This is a genomic window from Plantibacter sp. VKM Ac-2876, from assembly GCF_015350715.1.
Taxonomy (GTDB): Bacteria; Actinomycetota; Actinomycetes; order Actinomycetales; family Microbacteriaceae; genus Plantibacter; species Plantibacter auratus.
Window position 1 is genome coordinate 860,966 of the sequence record NZ_JADKSI010000001.1, and the last position, 18,021, is coordinate 878,986.

19 protein-coding genes are annotated in these 18,021 nt (G+C 69.6%); 9 read left to right on the top strand and 10 right to left on the bottom strand.

Features of this window, described 5'->3' with window-relative positions; all coding sequences use genetic code 11:
* The first annotated feature begins 17 nt into the window (after nt 1-17).
* A complete protein-coding gene (locus ITJ62_RS04190) occupies nt 18-1,199 on the top strand; it encodes an alcohol dehydrogenase catalytic domain-containing protein (protein ID WP_194599815.1) in 1,182 nt (393 codons plus the stop codon).
* 84 nt (nt 1,200-1,283) lie between these two features.
* Here ITJ62_RS04190 and ITJ62_RS04195 read toward each other — a convergent pair whose 3' ends face one another.
* Nucleotides 1,284-2,720 (bottom strand): glucose-6-phosphate dehydrogenase, encoded by a 1,437-nt coding sequence (locus ITJ62_RS04195; protein ID WP_194599816.1) that lies wholly within the window; start codon nt 2,718-2,720, stop codon nt 1,284-1,286.
* Nucleotides 2,721-2,986: 266 nt separating this feature from the next.
* Between ITJ62_RS04195 and ITJ62_RS04200 the strand changes: the two genes are divergently transcribed.
* Entirely contained in the window at nt 2,987-4,276 is a 1,290-nt protein-coding gene (locus ITJ62_RS04200) for an HNH endonuclease signature motif containing protein (RefSeq protein WP_194599817.1), read from the top strand.
* Nucleotides 4,277-4,388: 112 nt separating this feature from the next.
* On the opposite strand, the gene ITJ62_RS04205 is transcribed toward ITJ62_RS04200, so the two are convergent.
* Nucleotides 4,389-5,189: a sugar phosphate isomerase/epimerase gene (locus ITJ62_RS04205; RefSeq protein ID WP_079704551.1), complete on the bottom strand. Its 801-nt coding sequence runs from the start codon at nt 5,187-5,189 to the stop codon at nt 4,389-4,391.
* 234 nt (nt 5,190-5,423) lie between these two features.
* Between ITJ62_RS04205 and ITJ62_RS04210 the strand changes: the two genes are divergently transcribed.
* The gene (locus ITJ62_RS04210; protein WP_194599818.1) at nt 5,424-5,612 is read left to right on the top strand and encodes a hypothetical protein; all 189 of its coding nucleotides are present in this window, start codon (nt 5,424-5,426) and stop codon (nt 5,610-5,612) included.
* A 20-nt stretch (nt 5,613-5,632) separates the two neighbouring features.
* On the opposite strand, the gene ITJ62_RS04215 is transcribed toward ITJ62_RS04210, so the two are convergent.
* Nucleotides 5,633-5,836: a three-helix bundle dimerization domain-containing protein gene (locus ITJ62_RS04215; RefSeq protein ID WP_064295795.1), complete on the bottom strand. Its 204-nt coding sequence runs from the start codon at nt 5,834-5,836 to the stop codon at nt 5,633-5,635.
* A gap of 214 nt (nt 5,837-6,050) precedes the next feature.
* Between ITJ62_RS04215 and ITJ62_RS04220 the strand changes: the two genes are divergently transcribed.
* Both ITJ62_RS04220 and ITJ62_RS04225 read left to right on the top strand, forming a co-directional pair.
* Nucleotides 6,051-6,494 (top strand): YciI family protein, encoded by a 444-nt coding sequence (locus ITJ62_RS04220; RefSeq protein WP_137242729.1) that lies wholly within the window; start codon nt 6,051-6,053, stop codon nt 6,492-6,494.
* A 22-nt stretch (nt 6,495-6,516) separates the two neighbouring features.
* A complete protein-coding gene (locus ITJ62_RS04225) occupies nt 6,517-7,791 on the top strand; it encodes an RNA polymerase sigma factor (RefSeq protein WP_194599819.1) in 1,275 nt (424 codons plus the stop codon).
* 8 nt (nt 7,792-7,799) lie between these two features.
* Here the strand turns inward: ITJ62_RS04225 and ITJ62_RS04230 are convergent, their stop codons facing one another.
* From ITJ62_RS04230 to ITJ62_RS04250, 5 genes are all read right to left on the bottom strand, one after another.
* Nucleotides 7,800-8,495 carry a DUF805 domain-containing protein gene (locus ITJ62_RS04230; protein WP_194599820.1) on the bottom strand — a complete coding sequence of 232 codons (696 nt, stop codon included), beginning with the start codon at nt 8,493-8,495 and terminating at the stop codon, nt 7,800-7,802.
* A gap of 52 nt (nt 8,496-8,547) precedes the next feature.
* Complete coding sequence (locus ITJ62_RS04235) at nt 8,548-10,533, bottom strand: glycoside hydrolase family 127 protein (protein ID WP_194599821.1); 1,986 nt, start codon at nt 10,531-10,533, stop codon at nt 8,548-8,550.
* Between the two features lie 2 nt (nt 10,534-10,535).
* The gene (locus ITJ62_RS04240) at nt 10,536-11,459 is read right to left on the bottom strand and encodes a carbohydrate ABC transporter permease (protein ID WP_370581810.1); all 924 of its coding nucleotides are present in this window, start codon (nt 11,457-11,459) and stop codon (nt 10,536-10,538) included.
* Between the two features lie 2 nt (nt 11,460-11,461).
* Nucleotides 11,462-12,379, bottom strand: a complete 918-nt coding sequence (locus tag ITJ62_RS04245) for a carbohydrate ABC transporter permease (protein ID WP_085511262.1) — start codon at nt 12,377-12,379, stop codon at nt 11,462-11,464.
* Nucleotides 12,380-12,454: 75 nt separating this feature from the next.
* A complete protein-coding gene (locus ITJ62_RS04250) occupies nt 12,455-13,750 on the bottom strand; it encodes a sugar ABC transporter substrate-binding protein (protein ID WP_194599822.1) in 1,296 nt (431 codons plus the stop codon).
* Nucleotides 13,751-13,909: 159 nt separating this feature from the next.
* On the opposite strand from ITJ62_RS04250, the gene ITJ62_RS04255 reads away from it, so the two are divergent.
* Both ITJ62_RS04255 and ITJ62_RS04260 read left to right on the top strand, forming a co-directional pair.
* Nucleotides 13,910-14,956: a LacI family DNA-binding transcriptional regulator gene (locus ITJ62_RS04255; RefSeq protein ID WP_194599823.1), complete on the top strand. Its 1,047-nt coding sequence runs from the start codon at nt 13,910-13,912 to the stop codon at nt 14,954-14,956.
* Nucleotides 14,957-15,026: 70 nt separating this feature from the next.
* Nucleotides 15,027-15,296 carry a hypothetical protein gene (locus ITJ62_RS04260; RefSeq protein WP_194599824.1) on the top strand — a complete coding sequence of 90 codons (270 nt, stop codon included), beginning with the start codon at nt 15,027-15,029 and terminating at the stop codon, nt 15,294-15,296.
* Between the two features lie 29 nt (nt 15,297-15,325).
* On the opposite strand, the gene ITJ62_RS04265 is transcribed toward ITJ62_RS04260, so the two are convergent.
* Entirely contained in the window at nt 15,326-15,904 is a 579-nt protein-coding gene (locus tag ITJ62_RS04265) for a hypothetical protein (protein WP_194599825.1), read from the bottom strand.
* 73 nt (nt 15,905-15,977) lie between these two features.
* Between ITJ62_RS04265 and ITJ62_RS04270 the strand changes: the two genes are divergently transcribed.
* Nucleotides 15,978-17,123 (top strand): hypothetical protein, encoded by a 1,146-nt coding sequence (locus tag ITJ62_RS04270; protein WP_194599826.1) that lies wholly within the window; start codon nt 15,978-15,980, stop codon nt 17,121-17,123.
* Nucleotides 17,124-17,133: 10 nt separating this feature from the next.
* On the top strand, nt 17,134-17,424 hold the full coding sequence (locus tag ITJ62_RS04275; RefSeq protein WP_194599827.1) for a hypothetical protein: 291 nt from the start codon (nt 17,134-17,136) through the stop codon (nt 17,422-17,424).
* Here ITJ62_RS04275 and ITJ62_RS04280 read toward each other — a convergent pair.
* Entirely contained in the window at nt 17,421-17,987 is a 567-nt protein-coding gene (locus ITJ62_RS04280) for a TetR family transcriptional regulator (RefSeq protein WP_194599828.1), read from the bottom strand. The genes ITJ62_RS04275 and ITJ62_RS04280 overlap by 4 nt on opposite strands.
* Between the last annotated feature and the right edge of the window lie 34 nt (nt 17,988-18,021).

Here is an 18,021-nt window from a genome sequence, read left to right on the forward strand (position 1 = left end):
ACGACGAAGGAGCATCCATGCGCGCACTCACGTACCAGGGTCGCCGGTCGGTGTCGGTCGAGACCGTCCCGGACCCCGCGATCACCGCCCCCACCGATGCGATCATCCGTGTCACCTCGGCAGCCATCTGCGGCTCCGACCTCCACCTCTACGAACTGTTCGGCCCGTTCCTCGACCGCGGCGACGTCCTCGGCCACGAGACGATGGGTGTCGTCGAAGCCGTCGGCTCCGAGGTCACCCGCGTCGCGGTCGGCGACCGGGTCGTCATCCCGTTCACCATCGCGTGCGGCGAGTGCTTCATGTGTCGCAACGGGCTGCAGTCGCAGTGCGAGACGACCCAGGTGAAGGAGCACGGCAGCGGCGCCTCCCTGTACGGCTACACGAAGCTCTACGGCCAGGTGCCGGGCGGACAGGCCGAGTTCCTGCAGGTCCGACTCGCCGACGCGAACTGCATCGTCGTCGGTCGCGACCTGCCCGACGAGTCCTACCTCTACCTGAGCGACATCCTCCCGACCGCCTGGCAGGGCGTCGAGTACGCCGAGGTGCCGGACGGCGGCTCGATCACCGTGCTCGGCCTGGGCCCGGTCGGCCAGCTCGCGGCTCGCATCGCCAAGCACCGCGGTCTCGAGGTCTTCGCCGTGGACCCGGTGCCCGAGCGCCGTGCCCTCGCCGAGCGCTACGGCATCCGAGCCCTCGACCTCTCGGACGACGTGGTCGCTGAGCTCCGCGACGCCACCGGTGGACGCGGCCCGGACGGGGTCGTCGACGCCGTCGGCATGGAGGCCCACGGCTCACCGATCGCGGCTGCGGCACAGACGGCCGTCGGCGTGCTGCCCGACGCGATCGCGCGACCGGCCATGGAGCACGCCGGCATCGACCGGCTCGCCGCCCTGCACACCGCGCTCGATCTCGTGCGCCGCGGCGGTGTCGTTTCCCTGAGCGGCGTCTACGCCGGTGAGGCCGACATCATGCCGATGAAGTCGATGTTCGACAAGCAGGTGTCGCTCCGGATGGGTCAGTGCAACGTCGCCCGCTGGATCCCGACGCTGCTCCCCCTCGTCGAGGACAGCACCGACCCGCTCGGCGTCCTCGACCTCGCCACCCACCGGGTGCCGCTCGCCGAGGCACCGGCGATGTACGAGACGTTCCAGAAGAAGGAGGACGGCTGCATCAAGGTCGTCCTGAAGCCGTCGGCGTAGCTGCCCACTGTACGAAACGACCCGCGCCGATCATTCGGCGCGGGTCGTTCCGTGTCAGGCGGTCAGCAGTGCGTCAGGACCCGGTCACCAGTCCGTCGGACCGGCACTCCCCGCCTCGTACTCCTCGAGCGGCGTCTCGCCCGCGGCCCACGCGGTGACGACGGGGGTGACGATGCGCCAGCACTGCTCGGCGATGTCACCGCGCACCGACAGCAGCGTGTTCTCCTGCAGGAGGCCGGCGAGCACCTGCGCGTAGGCGCTGAGGGTCGCGGCTCCAGGGTCCGCCTCGAGCTCGACCCGGCGCAGGCCGTCGACGTCGTCGGCTCCGGTCACGATGAGGTCGAGGTGCACCGCACCGCCCTTGAGCGACATCCGGAGGACGGTGTCGGCGTGCCCGTCGGGAGCGTCGAGCCCCCTCGGCGCGGCCGAGCGTCGGAAGTGGACGGCGACCTCGCGGCGCGGGTCGCCGATGCCCTTGCCGGAGCGCAGGACGAACGGCACCCCCTGCCAGCGCGGGGTGTCGACCTGGAGCAGGAGCTGTGCGAGCGTCTCCGTCTCGCGGGAGGCGTCGACGTCGGGCTCGTCCACATAGGAGGGGAAGAGCCGGTCGCCGACCCGGCCCTCGGTGTAGCGCGCGCGTCGGGCGGTCGACGGGTCGTCCTTCCACAGCCGGACGGCGCCGAGGACCTCGGCGATGCGGTCGTGGACGTCGGTCGGCGTCACCGCGTCCGGCCGCTCCATCGCGGTGAGGGCGAGGACCATCAACAGGTGGCTCTGCAGCATGTCGCGGAGCGCGCCGGTCTGGTCGTAGAACGCTGCACGCCCCTCGAGCCCCAGCTCCTCGTCGTAGAGGATCTCCACCTTCTCGATCTGCTCCGCGTTCCAGCCCGCCTCGAGGAGTCGGTTGCTGAAGCGGAGGCCGAGCATCCCGAGGACGGTCGCGTTGCCGAGGAAGTGGTCGATGCGCCACAGACGCTCCTCCGGCACGACATCGGCGAGCGCCGCGTTGAGCGCCTGGGCGTCGGCGAGGTCGTCACCGAAGGGCTTCTCGATGGCGATGAGGAGGTCGTCGGGCAGGTCGATCTGCGCGAGCGCCTCGGCGACCTTGCGCCCGGCGGACGGCGGGAGCGCGATGTAGAGGATCGGCGAGCCGGTGCACGCGTCGAGCAGCGCACGCAGTTCGTCGGGGTCGGAGGCGTCGGTCGGGATGAACTCCGTCGTCGACACCAGCGCGTCGACGGTCCGGGCCCCGATGCCGGCGTCCTCGAGGCTGGCGCGGACGGTCGCACGCCACTCCTCGTTCGGCTGCGGCGTGCGGGCGGCACCGATGATCTGCAGCGAGATGTCGCGGGCGGCGTCGACGACCTCGCCGAGGCCGGGGATCAGGAGCCGCTTGGCCAGGTCGCCGTTGGCGCCGAGGATCGCGATGGTGCGCTTCGTCGGTTCCAGCGACTCCGCGTCCGGGATGCCGGGTACGGTGTCGGGATCGGGCTGGGTGGTGGTGTCGGACTGCTCGCTCATGATTCCATCCTGACCGAGCGTCGAATGATCGTCATGGGGTTGCGCACGCCCGCGCCCCGGTCATTGAGCCTGTCGAAGTGCAGGGACCGATACCCCGGTCACTGAGTCACACCCGGTCACTGAGCCATCCCGGTCACTGAGCCACACACCCGGTCATTGAGCTTGTCGAAGTGCGACCCCGCTCCACATCCCGACCGCTCGCCGGGTTCGTCGAGGCGCGGTAACTGAGCATCTCGAATGTCAGTGGTCCGTGATGGACTAAAGTCATGACCGAGACCTCCACCGCGCTCCCGCTGCGCGCGGTGGACGTCTTCGAAGAGCGTCTCGCGGAACTGTCGGACGAGTTCGCCGGCATCGCGCGTGAGCGTGCCGCACTCGACGCCCGGGAGGCTCGTCTCCTCGCCAGGTCGGCAGCCCTGGCCGACGCCATGGCGGACAGCCTCGTGTCACACGACGAGACGCCCGCGCAGCGGAAGGCGCTCATCCGTCGTTCCACCTGCGCGACGCTCGCCATGGCGACACGCGCCTCCGAGCCGACCCTGCAACGAGCCACCGGCGATGCCGAACGACTCGTCGCCGATGCTCCGGATGTCCTCCGCTCGCTGGAGGACGGCCGCATCTCGAGCCGGCACGCACGGACCATCACCGATCAGCTCCAAGACATCCCGGCGCACGGGCGAGCCGCGTTCCTCGAGACGGTCCTCCCCATCGCGGAGCAGTCGACCGTCGCACGGCTGCAGCACCAGGCCCGCACCCTCCGCGAGCGACTGCACCCGGAGTCCATCACCGTGCGGGCGGCCCGGTCGGAGGCCGACCGACGGGTGGAGATCGAGCCCGCGGCAGACGGCATGGCATGGGTACACCTGTTCACCACGGCACCCGTCGCCATCGCGATCGGAGAACGCCTCGACGCGCTCGTCGGTGCAGCCCACCTGACGGACGACGACCGCACCTGTCAGCAGCTGCGCGCCGACGCGCTCGGCTCGCTCTGCATCAGCGGCGTCACCACGGCCGACCAGACCGACCACCAGGGCCGGCGGTCGCCGATCGCCCGGCCGGTGGAGGTGCTCGACGACATCCAGCCCACGGTGAACCTCACCGTGCCCGTGCTCAGCCTCCTGGGGGTCAGCGAGGCCCCGGCGATCCTCGACGGCTACGGCCCGATCGACCCCGAGACCGCGGCGCGGCTCGCGGTCAACGCCCCCTCGATGACGAGGGTGCTCACCCACCCGGAGACGAGTGCGGTCGTCTCGGTCGGGCGGCAGCAGTACCGCGTGCCGGCGGATCTGCAACGAGCGGTCCGTCTCCGCGACGTCACGTGTCGCGCACCGGGTTGCGGGAGACGGGCTCGGGCCTGCGATCTCGACCATTCCGTCGCCTGGGCCGACGGCGGCACGACGAGTGTCGGCAATCTGGCGTGCGTCTGCCGACATCACCACCGACTGAAGCATCTACCGGGGTGGTCGCTCGACCACCGGCCCGATGGGGTCCTCGACTGGACCACACCTGACGGCAGGCGACACCGCACGGAACCGGAAGCGGTCCCGCCGTTCTGAGTGCGTGCCGCCCCTGCACCCACGGCCGATGCCGAGCTTCCGTGCAGGCTCGGCGACCGAGTTCCCCGGTCGCCGAGCCCAGCCCGGTCACCGAGCCTGTCGAAGTGCGCGCCTACTTGTCGTTCTCGGCGAGCCAGGCGTAGGACTCGGCGACGCCGCCGAAGATCTCCTTGCTGTAGCCGTCGAACTCCACGACGCGGGTCGCGTGCGGTGCGGCAGCGAGGATGGCCGGGATGTCGACCTGGCCCTGGCCCGCGGGCTGCTGGTTCGCGAACGCCTGGGCGAGCGCGTCGGGCACGACGAGCGCACTCTCGCTGCTCGGCAGTGCGGTGGCGATGTCACCGGAGATGATGCCGTCCTTGATGTGCAGGAACTGCACGCGGTCCCCGAGCGAACGGAGGAACGCCGGGGTGTCAGCACCGCCGACCGTCGACCAGAAGGTGTCGATCTCGAGGACGACCTCGGGCGACAGCTGCTCGACGAAGAGCTCGAAGATCGGGCGCCCGTCGACGTGGGTCGAGAACTCCCAGTTGTGGTTGTGGTAACCGAACTTCAGACCGGACGCCGCTGCCTGGACGGCGAGCTCGTTGACGCGCTCGGCGAGACGTGCCGCGTCGTCGGCGGTCTGCCAGCGATCGGTGGGGATGAACGGATCGATGACCGTCCCGATCCCGAGCCGCGACGCCGCGTCGAACGCGACCGCCGGGTCGGCGGCGTCGATGACGGGCGCGTGACCGGACGGGGCCGTGACACCAGCGGCGGCGAAGGCGGTCTCGAACTCGGCCGCGCGCTCGACGAACGCGTAGGGCTCGACCTTCGTGAAACCGATCTCGGCGATGCGGGCGACGGCGCCCTGCAGGTCCTCGGCGATGGCGTCGCGGACGGTGTACAGCTGCACGGACGGTGCGCTCATGGGTACTCCTTCGTAGCTTCGGGCGGGCACCGACGGGCGCTTCCGCACGTGTCTCCCACAGCACGGAACCGCTTCTGTCGACTCGTCGACAAAAGTACCCGAGGTGAGTCTATCGACTGTGCCTGGACAGGAGGGAACAACTGCCGGTCGGTCGGCCGGTCACATGCGTCCCGGATCGAGCGACCGGCCGCGCGTAGGCTGGAGCCCCACATCAGTCATGAGCGGGGGGGCTCCATGTCAGACCTGAACCGGACGAAGCGGAGATCACCACTGCGCGCGATCGTCATCAGCGGCGTCCTGATCCTGATCGCCGTGGTCGTCTACGGACTGACCCTGAACCCGAACGTGTTCACCCTGCTCGTCATCTGCATCGTGATCGTGGTCTCGGTCGAGGCGCTGACGAGCAGACCCGACCGGCCGTAGCCCGACCGGTGGCTGGACCGTTACTTCTCGGAGCGCTTGAGGGACTTCTTGACCGCTCGCTCGGCGAGGACGGTCACGTAATCCTGGACCGGGCGTTCGGCGAGCGCGCTGACCTCTTCGCGCACGAGCTCGCCGATCCGGGCGGAATCGACCCCCGAGTACTTCTCGCTCAGCTTCGCAGTGAGCTGACGGATGATCTCTTCGTGATCGATCTCAGTTGCCATGGACTCAGTATCAACCCACAGTTGTTGCCTGGGCTGTGAATCGCGGCTTCCGTCCGCCGCTGTTCTCCCGCCGGTCACCTGGGCGCCGCGATCCGTTCACCCTCCCCATCGGGCACCCGCCGAGGATATTCTGACCGCGATGTCGATTTCCGTGTTCGCCGTTCGACGTCAGAGTGAGGCGGGCGATCAGCGCCCCTGACGACAGGAGAAGACGATGTCGAAATACATGCTCATCATGCGCAACAGCGGGTCCGTCGAGAAGCTCGAGGACATGGACTTCGAAGCGGTCATCAACGCGATGGGCGCCTACAACGAGTCGATGATCAACGCCGGCGTGATGGTCGGCGGTGATGGCCTCACCGACGCCGCACAGGGAGCCGTGGTCGAGTTCACGACCGAGGCCCCGATCGTCACCGACGGCCCTTACGGCGAACTCCACGAACTCTTCAACGGGTTCTGGACCATCGAGGTCGCCACCCGCGAGGAGGCCATCGAATGGGCCGGCCGGGCGCCGCTCGGCCCCGGCAACAAGATCGAGGTGCGCCGCGTGACCGACGAGACGGACTTCGCCGACCACGCCGACAACGAGTACCTCCAGAAGGAGAAGGAGTGGCGGGCGCAGGAAGGTGTGGCGAAGCCGGCGGCCGACCCGGCCTGAGCACGACCGACGCGAGACGGACATGACCGACGCCGACCTGACCGACAGCGGCGCGGCGGACGGCGACGAGGCCGCCCGCCGCGTGGTCGACGGCGTCTGGCGGATCGAGAGCGCGCAGATCGTCGCCACCCTCACGAAGCTGACCGGCGACCTCGGTCTGGCGGAGGATCTCGCCCAGGAGGCGCTGCTGGACGCCCTCGAGCAGTGGCCGCGCGACGGCGTGCCGCGCAACCCGGGTGCGTGGCTGACGATGGTGGCGAAGCGTCGCGCGATCGACGGCTGGCGACGCCGGGCGGCATTGGACGAGCGGTACCGCTCGCTCGCCAGGGACCTGGAGCAGGCGAGCGACCTCGACTGGGAGCCGATCGGGGACGACGTCCTGCGGCTCGTCTTCACCGCCTGCCACCCGGTGCTGTCGCGGGAGTCGCAGGTGGCGCTGACGCTGCGGGTCGTCAGCGGGCTCACCACCCAGGAGATCGCCCGGATGCTCCTCGTCCCGGTGCCGACGGTGCAGGCGAGGATCACCCGCGCCAAGAAGACGCTCGCCGCGGCGAACGTCCACTTCGAGGCGCCGGACCCGGCCGAGTGGCCCCGGCGCCTGTCGGCCGTCCTCGGCGTCGTCTACCTGCTCTTCACCGAGGGGTACGCGGCGACGAGCGGGCCGACCTGGATCCGCGCCGAACTCGCGAACGAGGCACTGCGGCTGGGCCGACGCCTCGTCGCGCTCGTCCCCCGCGAACCGGAGGCGCACGCGCTCGTCGCCCTCATGGAGTTCCAGGCCTCACGCTTCGCCGCGCGCGTCGCACCCGACGGCTCCGCGATCCTGCTCGCCGACCAACACCGCGAGCGCTGGGATCGGGCGCAGATCGTCCGTGGGACGGCGGCACTCAGCCGCGCCGACGCCCTCGGCCGGGGACGCGGCGCTTACGCGCTCCAGGCGGCCATCGCGCAGTGCCACTCGGTCGCGCCCAGCGTGGAGGCGACGGACTGGGAAGGGATCGTGATCCTCTATGAGGCGCTCGGACGGATCGCCCCCAATCCGGTCGTCGAACTCAACCGCGCGATCGCGGTGTCGATGGCGACCGGCCCGGCGACGGCGCTCCGCATCGTCGACGGCCTCGCCGACGATGCGTCGCTCCGGGGGTCGCATCTCGTCCCGAGCGTCCGCGGCGAACTGCTCGCACGGCTGGGGCGCACCGAGGAGGCCCGCTCGGAACTCCTGACCGCCGCGCACCTCGCAGCGAACGACCGTGAGCGCGACGTCCTGCTGCGGAAGGCCGCCGAACTGCCGGCGTGAGGTGCGGCTCAGCGCTTGGCCGGCACCTGGGCCGGCACGTCGAACCGCTGGCCTTCCGGCTTCGACGGCAACAGCACGAGGACGAGCAGGATCACGCTGCCCACCGACGGCACGAGGGTGAGGAAGTAGTAGGTGCCGGGGAAGCCGGCGTCGTGCAGGCGCCTCCACGTGATCGCGAGGCTCGGCACGAAGAGCGCAACCCAGGCGATGAGCGTCAGAACCACCCCGATGATGAGGACGACCACGCTGACGCCGATGCCCGTGGCACCCAGGTCGACCCCGTCGAACTCGCCGACGTACCCGTTGTCGTACCGAGCCTGCTGCTGCACGGCCGTCGTCGTGGCGGTGACCGTGACGAGAATCGCGCCGATGGTGACCAACAGCGTCGGGACGAGCATGACGATGGTGGTGAACAAGGAACTCCACCAGTACTCACTGAGCGACGCGCGACCCGAGAAGTTCGCGTACTGCTTGAAGAAGCGCTTCCTGGCTTGGCCGAATGTCGCCCCGTAGAGCGGGAGGGACAGGTCGTCCGGTGAGCTGGCGCCCCGGGGAGGGGGCGCGACGTACTGCAGCTGACCGTACTGAGGCTGGCCGTAGGGGGCCTGGCCGTACTGCGGCTGGCCATACTGAGACTGGCCGTAGGGAGCCTGGCCGTACGACGACTGGGGGTTCGGCACCTGAGGGTTCGGAGGATACGTCATGGCTGCTTCCGGATCGCTGGTCGACGAGACACCAGTATGACGCGCTCCGCCCTCACGCCCGGGTGATCGGGATCCAGACACGCATCGTGGACGGTCCGCGCTCGGCCCAGGAATGGTACGGCGCAATGCTCGCGGTGAACGTCTCGTCGGCACCCGTCGCGACGAAGGCGTCGCCGTACGGCCAGGCGGTGTCGGCAAGACTCCGGGTGCGCAGCTCGATCGACAGTCGACCGCCCGCGTCCTCGACGGGGACGACACCCTCCCCCACCTCGATGCGGGCGATCGCCTCGTCGCCGCCCGGGAGGTCCACCGACTCGACGCAGTAGACCTCGGGTCCGCGCTCGATCGCGAGGCTGCCACGGATGGCGTCCACGCGGGGATCCGGCAGGGTGACCCGCGGACGGACGCTGAACGTGAGCTCCACGACGTCACCGGGGACGAAGGACCGCTCGACGTCGGCGTAGCCAGGGGTGACGGCACGATCCACGGAGGCACCGTCGACGGGTCGGACGGTCACCACCGCGTCATCAGCCCACGACGGCACCCGGAGCGAGACGGTCACCGGTCCACTCGGCGCCTCCACGATCCGCATGGTGACGACACCGGAGCGCGGGTAGTCGGTCACGAGCTCGGCCCGGAACCGCCCGCCGTGCTCGCCGCCGATGACCGTGTCGATCGCCGCCGATGCGAACTGATGGATCTGCACGCCGTGGTCGTCGCTCGTGGCGAGGAACGCCGCCAGGCTCGCGAGCGTCCGCGCCACGTTCGGTGGACAGCAGGACACGTCGAACCAGGGCGCACGCTCGGAGGACGACGCCCGCGGCGACACCTCGTCGTCTGGGCTCGACTCCCCCGGCGTGCGCTGGTGGAGGGTGTTGGCGTAGAAGAACGCGGTGCCGGCGGCCGACGGCGAGGTCGCGACGACGTTGTAGAGGACGCGCTCGATGTGGTCGGCGTAGCGGACGTCGCGGTCCTCGAGCAGCAGCCGCCAACTGAACATGATCGATGCGATGCCCGCACAGGTCTCGGAGTACGCGCGGTCGGACGGCAGCTCGAAGTCCTCGCCGAACGCCTCGTCCTGGTGGTGCGAGCCCTGTCCGCCGGTCAGGTAGGTGCGGCGCGCGATCGTCCGGTCCCACTGGCCGCGGAGGGCGTCGAGGAGGCCGGCGTCGCCGTGCTCCACCGCGATGTCGGTGGCGCCGGCCGCGAGGTAGTTCGCGCGGACCGCGTGGCCCCGCAACGCCTCCGCCTCGCGGATGGGCACGTCGTCCTGGAAGTACGCGCGGCCCCACTCGATGTCCTGGAGCACGCCGGTGCCGCGACGCTCGACGAACAGCGACGCGAGTTCGAGGTAGCGCGGCTCGCCCGTCACGCGCGACAGCTCCGCGAGGCCCACTTCGACCTCGGCGTGCCCGCACACCGACTGGATGCCGTCGGTGCCGAAGACCTCGCAGATGAGGTCCGCGGCCCGGGTCGCGATCCCGAGGAGCCCGTCGTCGGAGCCGGGGCTCGTCCGCTCCCGGGCGACGGCCGCCTGGAAGAGATGACCGAGGCAGTACAGCTCGTGCCCCCACTCGAGGTCCGACCAGCGCTCACCCTGACCCGGGCGACCGAAGCGGGTGTTGACGTAGCCGTCGGCCTCCTGCGCGGCGGCGACCCGGTCGACGATCGCGCGGAACCGCGACTCGAGCGCTTCGTCACCGCCGAGCCGTCCGAGCTCCCACGCGACGGCCTCGAGGTACTTGTAGACCTCGGAGTCGGCGAACTCGCGTCCGCGACGGCCCTCGGGAAGCGTCCCGGCGGCGGCGAGGTCGAAGTTGCGGAGCCAGCCCTCCCGCTCGAGCCAGTGCTCGACGTGCGGCAGCGTCGCCGTGCCGTTGACCCGCTGACGGTCGGCCCAGAAGCCGTCGGTGATGCGCACCTCGTCGAGGCCGAGCGGTGTGAGCGCACCGGCGGTGGGGACGACCGGGGCTGCGACGGTCACCGACGTCGTCGGCGTCGTGGACGTAGTGGATGTGGTCCTGGTGGTGGTGCTCATGGTTACCCCTTGAAGGCGCCGGACATGAAGCCGCGCACGTAGTGACGTTGGAGGATGAGGAAGAGGAGGATGCACGGCAGCGCGAGGACCACGACGCCGGCTTCGGTCGCGCCGTAGTCGACGACGCCCTGGACCTGGCCGCGCAGGTTCGAGACCGCGAGCGGCAGGGTCATCTTCGCCGAGTCGTTGATGAGGATGAGTGGCGCCATGAAGTCGTTCCACGCCGCGAGGAACGCGAACAGGCCGACCGTGATCAGCCCCGGCTTCACGGCCGGCACGAGGACCTTCCACAGCACGCTCCAGGACGTGCAGCCGTCGACCATCGCAGCCTCGTCGAGCTCCTTCGGGATCGACTCGAACGCGATGCGCATCATGAAGGTCGAGAACGGCAATTGGAACATGGTGAGCACGAGCGCCACGCCGACGAGCGAGTTCGACAGCCCGACCAGGTTGAGGAGCACGTACAGCGGGATGAGCAGCGTCGCGTACGGGACCATGAGGATAGCGATGGTCGCGAGGAACAGGGCGTTCTTGCCGCAGAACTGGAACCTCGCGAACGCGTACCCGCCGAAGAGCGAGATGACGAGCGTGAGGATCACGGTCAGCAGCGAGACGAACAGCGAGTTGCCGATGTACTGCAGGATGCCGTCCTGGTACCCGGCGAGGGTGATGTAGTTGCCGAGCCCCCACCCCTCGGTCTGGTTCGTACCGGCGAGCGGCGACACCGAGCGGACGGCGGTCCAGACGAGCGGGTAGAGGAAGATCACGGCGAGCGCCGCGGTGAAGATCCAGAACGGCATCCGGATGGCGATACCGAAGAAGTTCGTCGGCTTCCCGTCGCGTCCGCGTCCGCGCGTGCGTCCGTGACCACGGACGTCGGGCATCGTCGAGGTGACGGTGGCCGGTTCCTTTCGGGTGATGGTCATGCTCAGTCCTCGACCTTCTTGCTGAACGCGCGGATCTGCACGATGTTGATGACGATGAGCGCGGCGAGCACGATGACCGACAGCGCGCCGGCGACGCCGAGGTTGTTCGGGCCCTGGAACGCCACGTTGTAGATGAGCTGGACGATGGTGATCGTGCTGTTGTCAGGCCCGCCCTTGGTGAGGATGTAGAACTGCTCGAACGCGAGGAGTGAGCCGGTGACGCACATCACCGTCGTGAGCGCGAGGGTCGGCTTCAGCAGCGGGACGGTGATGTCACGGAAGGTCTGCCAGCGTGACGCGCCGTCGATGCGCGCCGCCTCGTAGACCTCCTCCGGGATGCCCTGCAGGCCCACGAGCATGAGCAGCATGTAGAAGCCGGCGAAGCGCCAGACGATGAGGAACACCGTCGACCAGAGCGCCGCGTCCGGGGTCCCCAGGAAGGTGAAGCCCATGGCCTTCGTGAGGTCGGCGAACGGCCCCGCGATCGGCGAGTACAGGACGTAGAAGAGGAGCGACGCCGAGGCGAGGCCGAGGGCGCTCGGGATGAGGAACGCGGTGCGGAGGAACCCCTTCCACCGGCTGGACTCCTGCACGAGGAGCGCGAGACCGAGGCCGAGGCCGATGAGCAGGACGGTCGCGATGGCCGTGTACTTGAGCGTGAAGACCACCGAGTCGAGGAAGAACCGGTTGTCGATGGCCTTCGGGAAGTTCTCGGGGAAGTTCACACCCTGGTTGCCACCGAGGAGCGGCCAGTCGGAGGCCGCCATCTGGAACACGAGCCCCAGCGGGACGAGGAACAGGAGGATGACGAACACGGCCGTGGGGAGCGCGAACAACCAGCCGGTGCGGGCGTGCACGGCTCGACGCTTCCGGGCGCCGACCGAGTCCGTCGGGCCTCGTCTGGCGAGGGTGGTACTCATGGGTGGACCTTTCAAGACGTTGGGAGCGGGTGCGCCGCCGCAGCGGGGGAAGCGGCGACGCACCCGCTGGTCGGACTACTGCGAGAGCACGTCCGTGATGGCGTCGTTGTCGGCGTCGACCGTGTCGGTGCCCTCGAGGACGGCGTTCCGCACGAGCGTCAGCCACGGGCTGGTCGGCGAGTTGAAGGCCTCCTGGAAGTTCAGCGAGTACGGGGTGTCGCCCTTCGAGGCGACCTCGTTGATCGTGACGAGGCGCGGGTCCTTGCTCGAGTACTCGTTCTCGGCGAGGTCGGAGCGGGAGACGACGTCGTTGTCCTTCGCGAGGACACCGACCTGCGCGTCCTCGGACATCAGCCAGCTGAGGAAGTTCCACGACTGTGCGGCCTTCTTGCTGTCCTTCGAGACGCCGATCCCGTCGCCACCGACGAAGGTCGAGTCACCGCCCTTCGGGCCCGGGATGCCGGACACGCCCACGTCGAACGGGGTGGAGGAGAGCAGCGTCGCCGGGTACGGCATGACGCCGACCTTGCCTTCGGTGAAGCCGGCGGTCCAGGTGGGTCCGGCCTCGTCCTTCGATGACGGGAGCACGGCGCCCGACTTCCAGAGGTCGGCCCACGTGCTGTAGACCTCCTTGGCGCCGTCCTCGGCGAGGAGCGACTCGGTGCCCTCCTCGTTCATGACCTGCTCGCCGTCGGCCCAGACACTGGGGAACCAGGTGAAGACGAGGCAACCGCCGCAGTTGAGGCCGGTCGCGGTGCCGTAGGTGTCGGGCTTGTTCAGGGCCTGGACGGCCTTCGCGTCCTCGGCGAACTCGGCCAGCGTGGTCGGGCCCTGCTCGGGGTCGAGCCCGGCTTCCTTGTAGAGCTCCTTGTTCCAGAACAGCATCGAGAGGTCGAGGACGAACGGGAGCACGTGCTCCTTGCCGTCCGCGGTGCCGGCGGCGAGGTGGCCCTGGTTGATCTCGTCCTTGAAGTCGAGCCCGTCGATGTTCGCGGTGAGGTCCTGGAACAGGCCCTGTTCGACCCAGTTCGGGACGTACACGATGTCGGCGGCGAACAGGTCGGGGAGGCTGTCGGAGCCGGCCGCCGCACCGACCTTCGCGACGTAGTCGTCGTTCGGGACGACGGTGAGCTTCACCTGGTTCTCGTGCGAGGCGTTGTAGGCCTCGACGAGGAGCTTCGCCTGCTTCTCGAGCGGGGCGCGGGTCCAGAGCGTGAGCTCGGAGCCGTCGTCCACCCCCTCGGGTCCGGCGCTGGCGAGTGGGGAACTCCCGCCGCCCCCGGAGGAACAGGCGGCGAGGCCGACGAGGAGGGCGCTGGCGGCCAACACCCCTCCGACCCGCTGCATCCGTCTGGTGTGCGTGCTGCGCATGGTGACTCCTCTGACTCATCGTTGAGCGGACCGGTCGGGCCCGGCGGTGCATGGGAGGTTTTCGAAACTGTCGAAACGCCTTTCGGTAAAGCTAGCCTGGGATCGGTGTAGCGTCAAGAGCGAAGTCCGGTAACGTTTCGGAAACGAAGAGGGGGAGCAATGCCAGACAGTGATGTCGGTGCTTCGGTGACCGGTACCCCCGGCCGAGCGGCGACCTTGGGCGACGTCGCCCGGATCGCAGGCGTCTCGATGGCCACCGCCTCGAAAGCCATCAACGGACGGAGCGAGGTCGCACCGAAGACCCGTCAGCGGGTGCTCGACGCCGCGAAGGAAGTCGCCTTCACCCCCAACGAACTCGCCCGCAGCCTCATCAACGGCCGGACGGGCACCGTCGGCCTCCTCACGAGCGACCTCGAAGGCCGGTTCGTGATCCCCATCCTCATGGGTGCCGAGGACGCGTTCGGTGCTGGCCAGGTGAACGTGTTCCTCTGCGACGCCCGCGGCGACGCGATCCGCGAGCAGCACCACCTCAACGCACTGCTCACCCGGCGCGTCGACGGCATCATCGTGGTGGGCCGCACGACGGACCCACGCCCCTCGCTCGGCCACAAACTGCCCGTCCCGGTCGTCTACGCCTACGCGCCGTCCGACGACCCGACCGACGTGTCGATCACCCCCGACAACCGCGACGGCGGGCGCCTCGCCGTCGAGCACCTGATCGCGTGCGGGCGTTCCCGGATCGCGATGATCACGGGTGAACCGCAGTACGCGGCGGCCAGGGACCGCGTGACGGGCGTGCAGAACGCCCTCGCCGCAGCGGGTCTGGACCTCGTCGGCACGCCGATGTTCTCGGAGTGGACGGAGCACTGGGGTCGCGATGCGGCGGCGATGCTGCTCGCACAGCACCCGGAGATCGACGGCATCGTCGCCGGTTCCGACCAGATCGCCCGCGGCGTCCTCGACACCGTCCGCGACCTCGGGCGCGACGTCCCGAGCGACGTCGCGGTCGTCAGCTTCGACAACTGGGAGATCCTGGCCACCAACTCGCGCCCGGAACTGTCGTCGATCGACGCCAACCTGCAACAGCTCGGCCGGCTCGCCGCCACCCGCATCTTCGAGGCGATCGAGGGCACGGAGGTCGCGCCGGGTGTCGAGTACCTGCCGGGCCGCCTCGTCCTCCGCGGTTCCACGATCCCGAGGCGCTGAGGTCCGGTCGGACGCCGATACTCGTCGCGCGGGTGATGCGACAGCCGTCGGACATCGCTACGGTCGAGCCATGGACAGCTCAACCGTCATCATGATCGTGGTCCTCGCCGTCGTCGCGGTCATCGTCGTCACGATCACCGTGCAGACCAGACGACGTGCCGGCGCCTCGAAGCATCGCGGTGGTACGACCTCTGACTCCGGCACGCCGTTCATCGTCGACAGCGACGGTCACCATGGTGGTGGCCACCACGGCGGAAGCGACTCCGGCGGTTGGGACGGTGGCGGCGGTGGCGACTCCGGCGGTGGTGGAGACGGGGGCGGCGGAGGCGGAGGCGACTGACCGGTCGACTCCGTGATCACCTCGGCTGATCAGCGGCGTCGCTGCTGCTTCGAGCGGCGCTTCGGCTTCGTGCGCGGCTTGCGCTTCGATGGCGGCACAACCGCGTCCCCCTCGCCCGAGCGCTTCCGGCGCGAGACGTCGACGCCGCCTGCCGGTCCACCGATCCACATCGGCACCCCACTCCCCCAGCCGGCGACGAAGAACAGCACCCCGCCAACGACCAGGCCGGCGACCCCGACGACCTGCCAGATCGCCTCGTCATAGATCACGGGCCCCACGGCCTGACCGTCGAAGAGCAGATGGAAACCGTTGTTCACGACGACGACGAGCAGCGTCAGCCACCCCACACCGAACACCGTGCCAGCCACCCAGCCCCACGAGGCGATCGCCAACCCGCCCAGAACCGCTGCCGCAGCGACGGGCACGCCGAACGCCACGAACAGGACGATCGCGACCCAGGACTCTGCGCTGTCGCCGCCGATGGCGGCCAAGACGATCGCGACGACGACGAGCAGCACCACGGAGGCGATGAGCGCGCCAGTCCACGTCGTGATGCGCCGTCGACTCATCCGGTACGGGTTGGTGGTGGACGACTCCAGGTTCGGCATGGCTCCATCCTCGACCATCAGAGACCCCGCCGCCCGCCGGACGGCGAGCGCGGCGTCACGGTAGCCTCCCTGCATGGGGGAATCACGAGGCACCCGCGCGCGCCGGAACGCACGCCGGGCGATCGCTGTCGGAGTCGGCGCGGTCACGGCCGCCGTCCTGCTCACCGGATGCGGTTCGAGCGCCGGCGCCGACGCGGCACGAGCGTCGATCATCGAGGCCGTCGAGGGCCTCCCCGATGTGGCGGACGTCACCGGAACGGTCGAAGCGTCGAACGGCGGCGGGCTGGAGACGTATTACAACGCCAGGATCACCGTCGAAATGGACGAAGGCGCTCCGCCTGAGTCCTACTCGCGGGTCGCGACGGCGACCACCCAGGCGACCGACGGCAAGGAATCCGGCGGGGTGATCATCGAGGACGCCGTGGGCGGTTCGGTGACCTACGACACCGGTGCACCATCAAAGACGATCGACGCGACCGTGACGACCTGGCGCGACTGGGCGGCCGACACCGACCCGGTCGCGGTCGATGCGGTCCGGGTCGCGTCCGTCGAGGTCGAGCTCATCGCGATCTCCGCCCGAGAGAACCGGCCGGCATCGTCCGAGCTCAAGGTGTTGTTCCTGTACGCCGACCCGCTGACGCCGACGGATGCCGCGCGACTGGTGGGCGGATTCCAGGCAGAGCTCCCGAAGCCGCTGGCGTCGGCGGAGATCTCGCTCGTGTTGACCAACCCCGACCCCGGATCCGCAGGCGTGCACGTTCTGGCATGGGGCCTGCCGGTGCCGGCATCCGTGCTGGAGACCATCGCGACGATCGAGGGGACGACCGCCGCCCTCGGGCCCCTCGGGGGCTCGGTGGCAGCCATCGACTGGTACGGGGAGCAGCATGATCGCGGCCTCGACCGGCCCGATGAGCTCCGCCTCGCGGTCGCGTTCGCCGAGGACACGCGACTCGGAGGAGTGCCCCTCGCGGAGCTGCAGGCGAGTCCGCAGTGGGCGGCCTACCAGCAGGTGACGAAGCTCGCGAACACCTCGGAGACGGCCATCTCGTTCACGATGAGCGCCGACAATCCGCGGATCGCCGGCTTCACGGCCCAGCCGTGCGGCACCGCCGACGACGAGCTGGACCCACCGCGCGACCCCAGCGAGGCCGATCGGGCGATCGCAGCCTGGTGGCTGGCCCAGGCGCCAGCCTGCCCGGGTGTCGGTCGGCACGAGTGAGGAGCTACCGATGACCCGAAACGCGACCCGTTCCCGAGGCTGGCTGACCCTGTCCTGGTGCGCATCAGTCTTGGCCGCGGCGTTCCTGGGGGCAGGCGTCGTGAGTATCTCGACCTACGCTTCGTTCCTCGACTTCCCGCAGGACGATCCCGGCTGGATCAGCCACCACGACTGGCTCGCCTCCACCGGCACGGCTGCACTGATCATCGGCGCCGCGCTCGCGGTCTGCAGCGCGGTGGCGTTCATCCTGTGGCAGGTCGGGCTCCCGGAGCAGCAGACGCGGAGCCGGGATCGGCTTTAGCTCCCCGCTAGGTCGCCGAGCCGCTGACGCATCGCGCGGAGCACGTCGACGAGGAGCACGTCGTCCGGTCCGGCGAGCCACTGCTCGAGGGAGGCGTCGAAGAGTGCCGAACCGATGGACGCGGCGAGCGCCGCGTCGGCTGATGTGACACCAACCTCCATGAGTCCATCGCGCATCGCGTCGGTGAGGACCGCCGACTTCAGCCGTTCCCGCTCGCGCAGCTGCGGTTCCGACCGGACGACGGCGCGGCGGGCGGCGATGTCGTCCCGCCAGCGCTGCAGTTCACCGGCGGCCACGGTCTCGAGGCCGGACATCACCAGCGCGAGCGCGTCGAGTCCTGGTGGCGCCGCGGCGACCAGCCGTCCGACCACGGTCGGGAGCTCGCGCTCGCGGAGGAAGAGCACGTCGCGCTTGTCGGCGAAGTGACGGAAGAACGTGCGGGTGGTGAGCCCGGCGGCTTCGGCGATCTCCGGGACGGTCGTCGCCGTGAAGCCCCGCTCGGCGAACAGCGCCATCGCAGCGCTCTCGAGTCGGAGAGCGGCGTCGGGTGCCCAGCGTGCCATGCGATCAGGATAGCCGATGACACGTCGTGTCGTC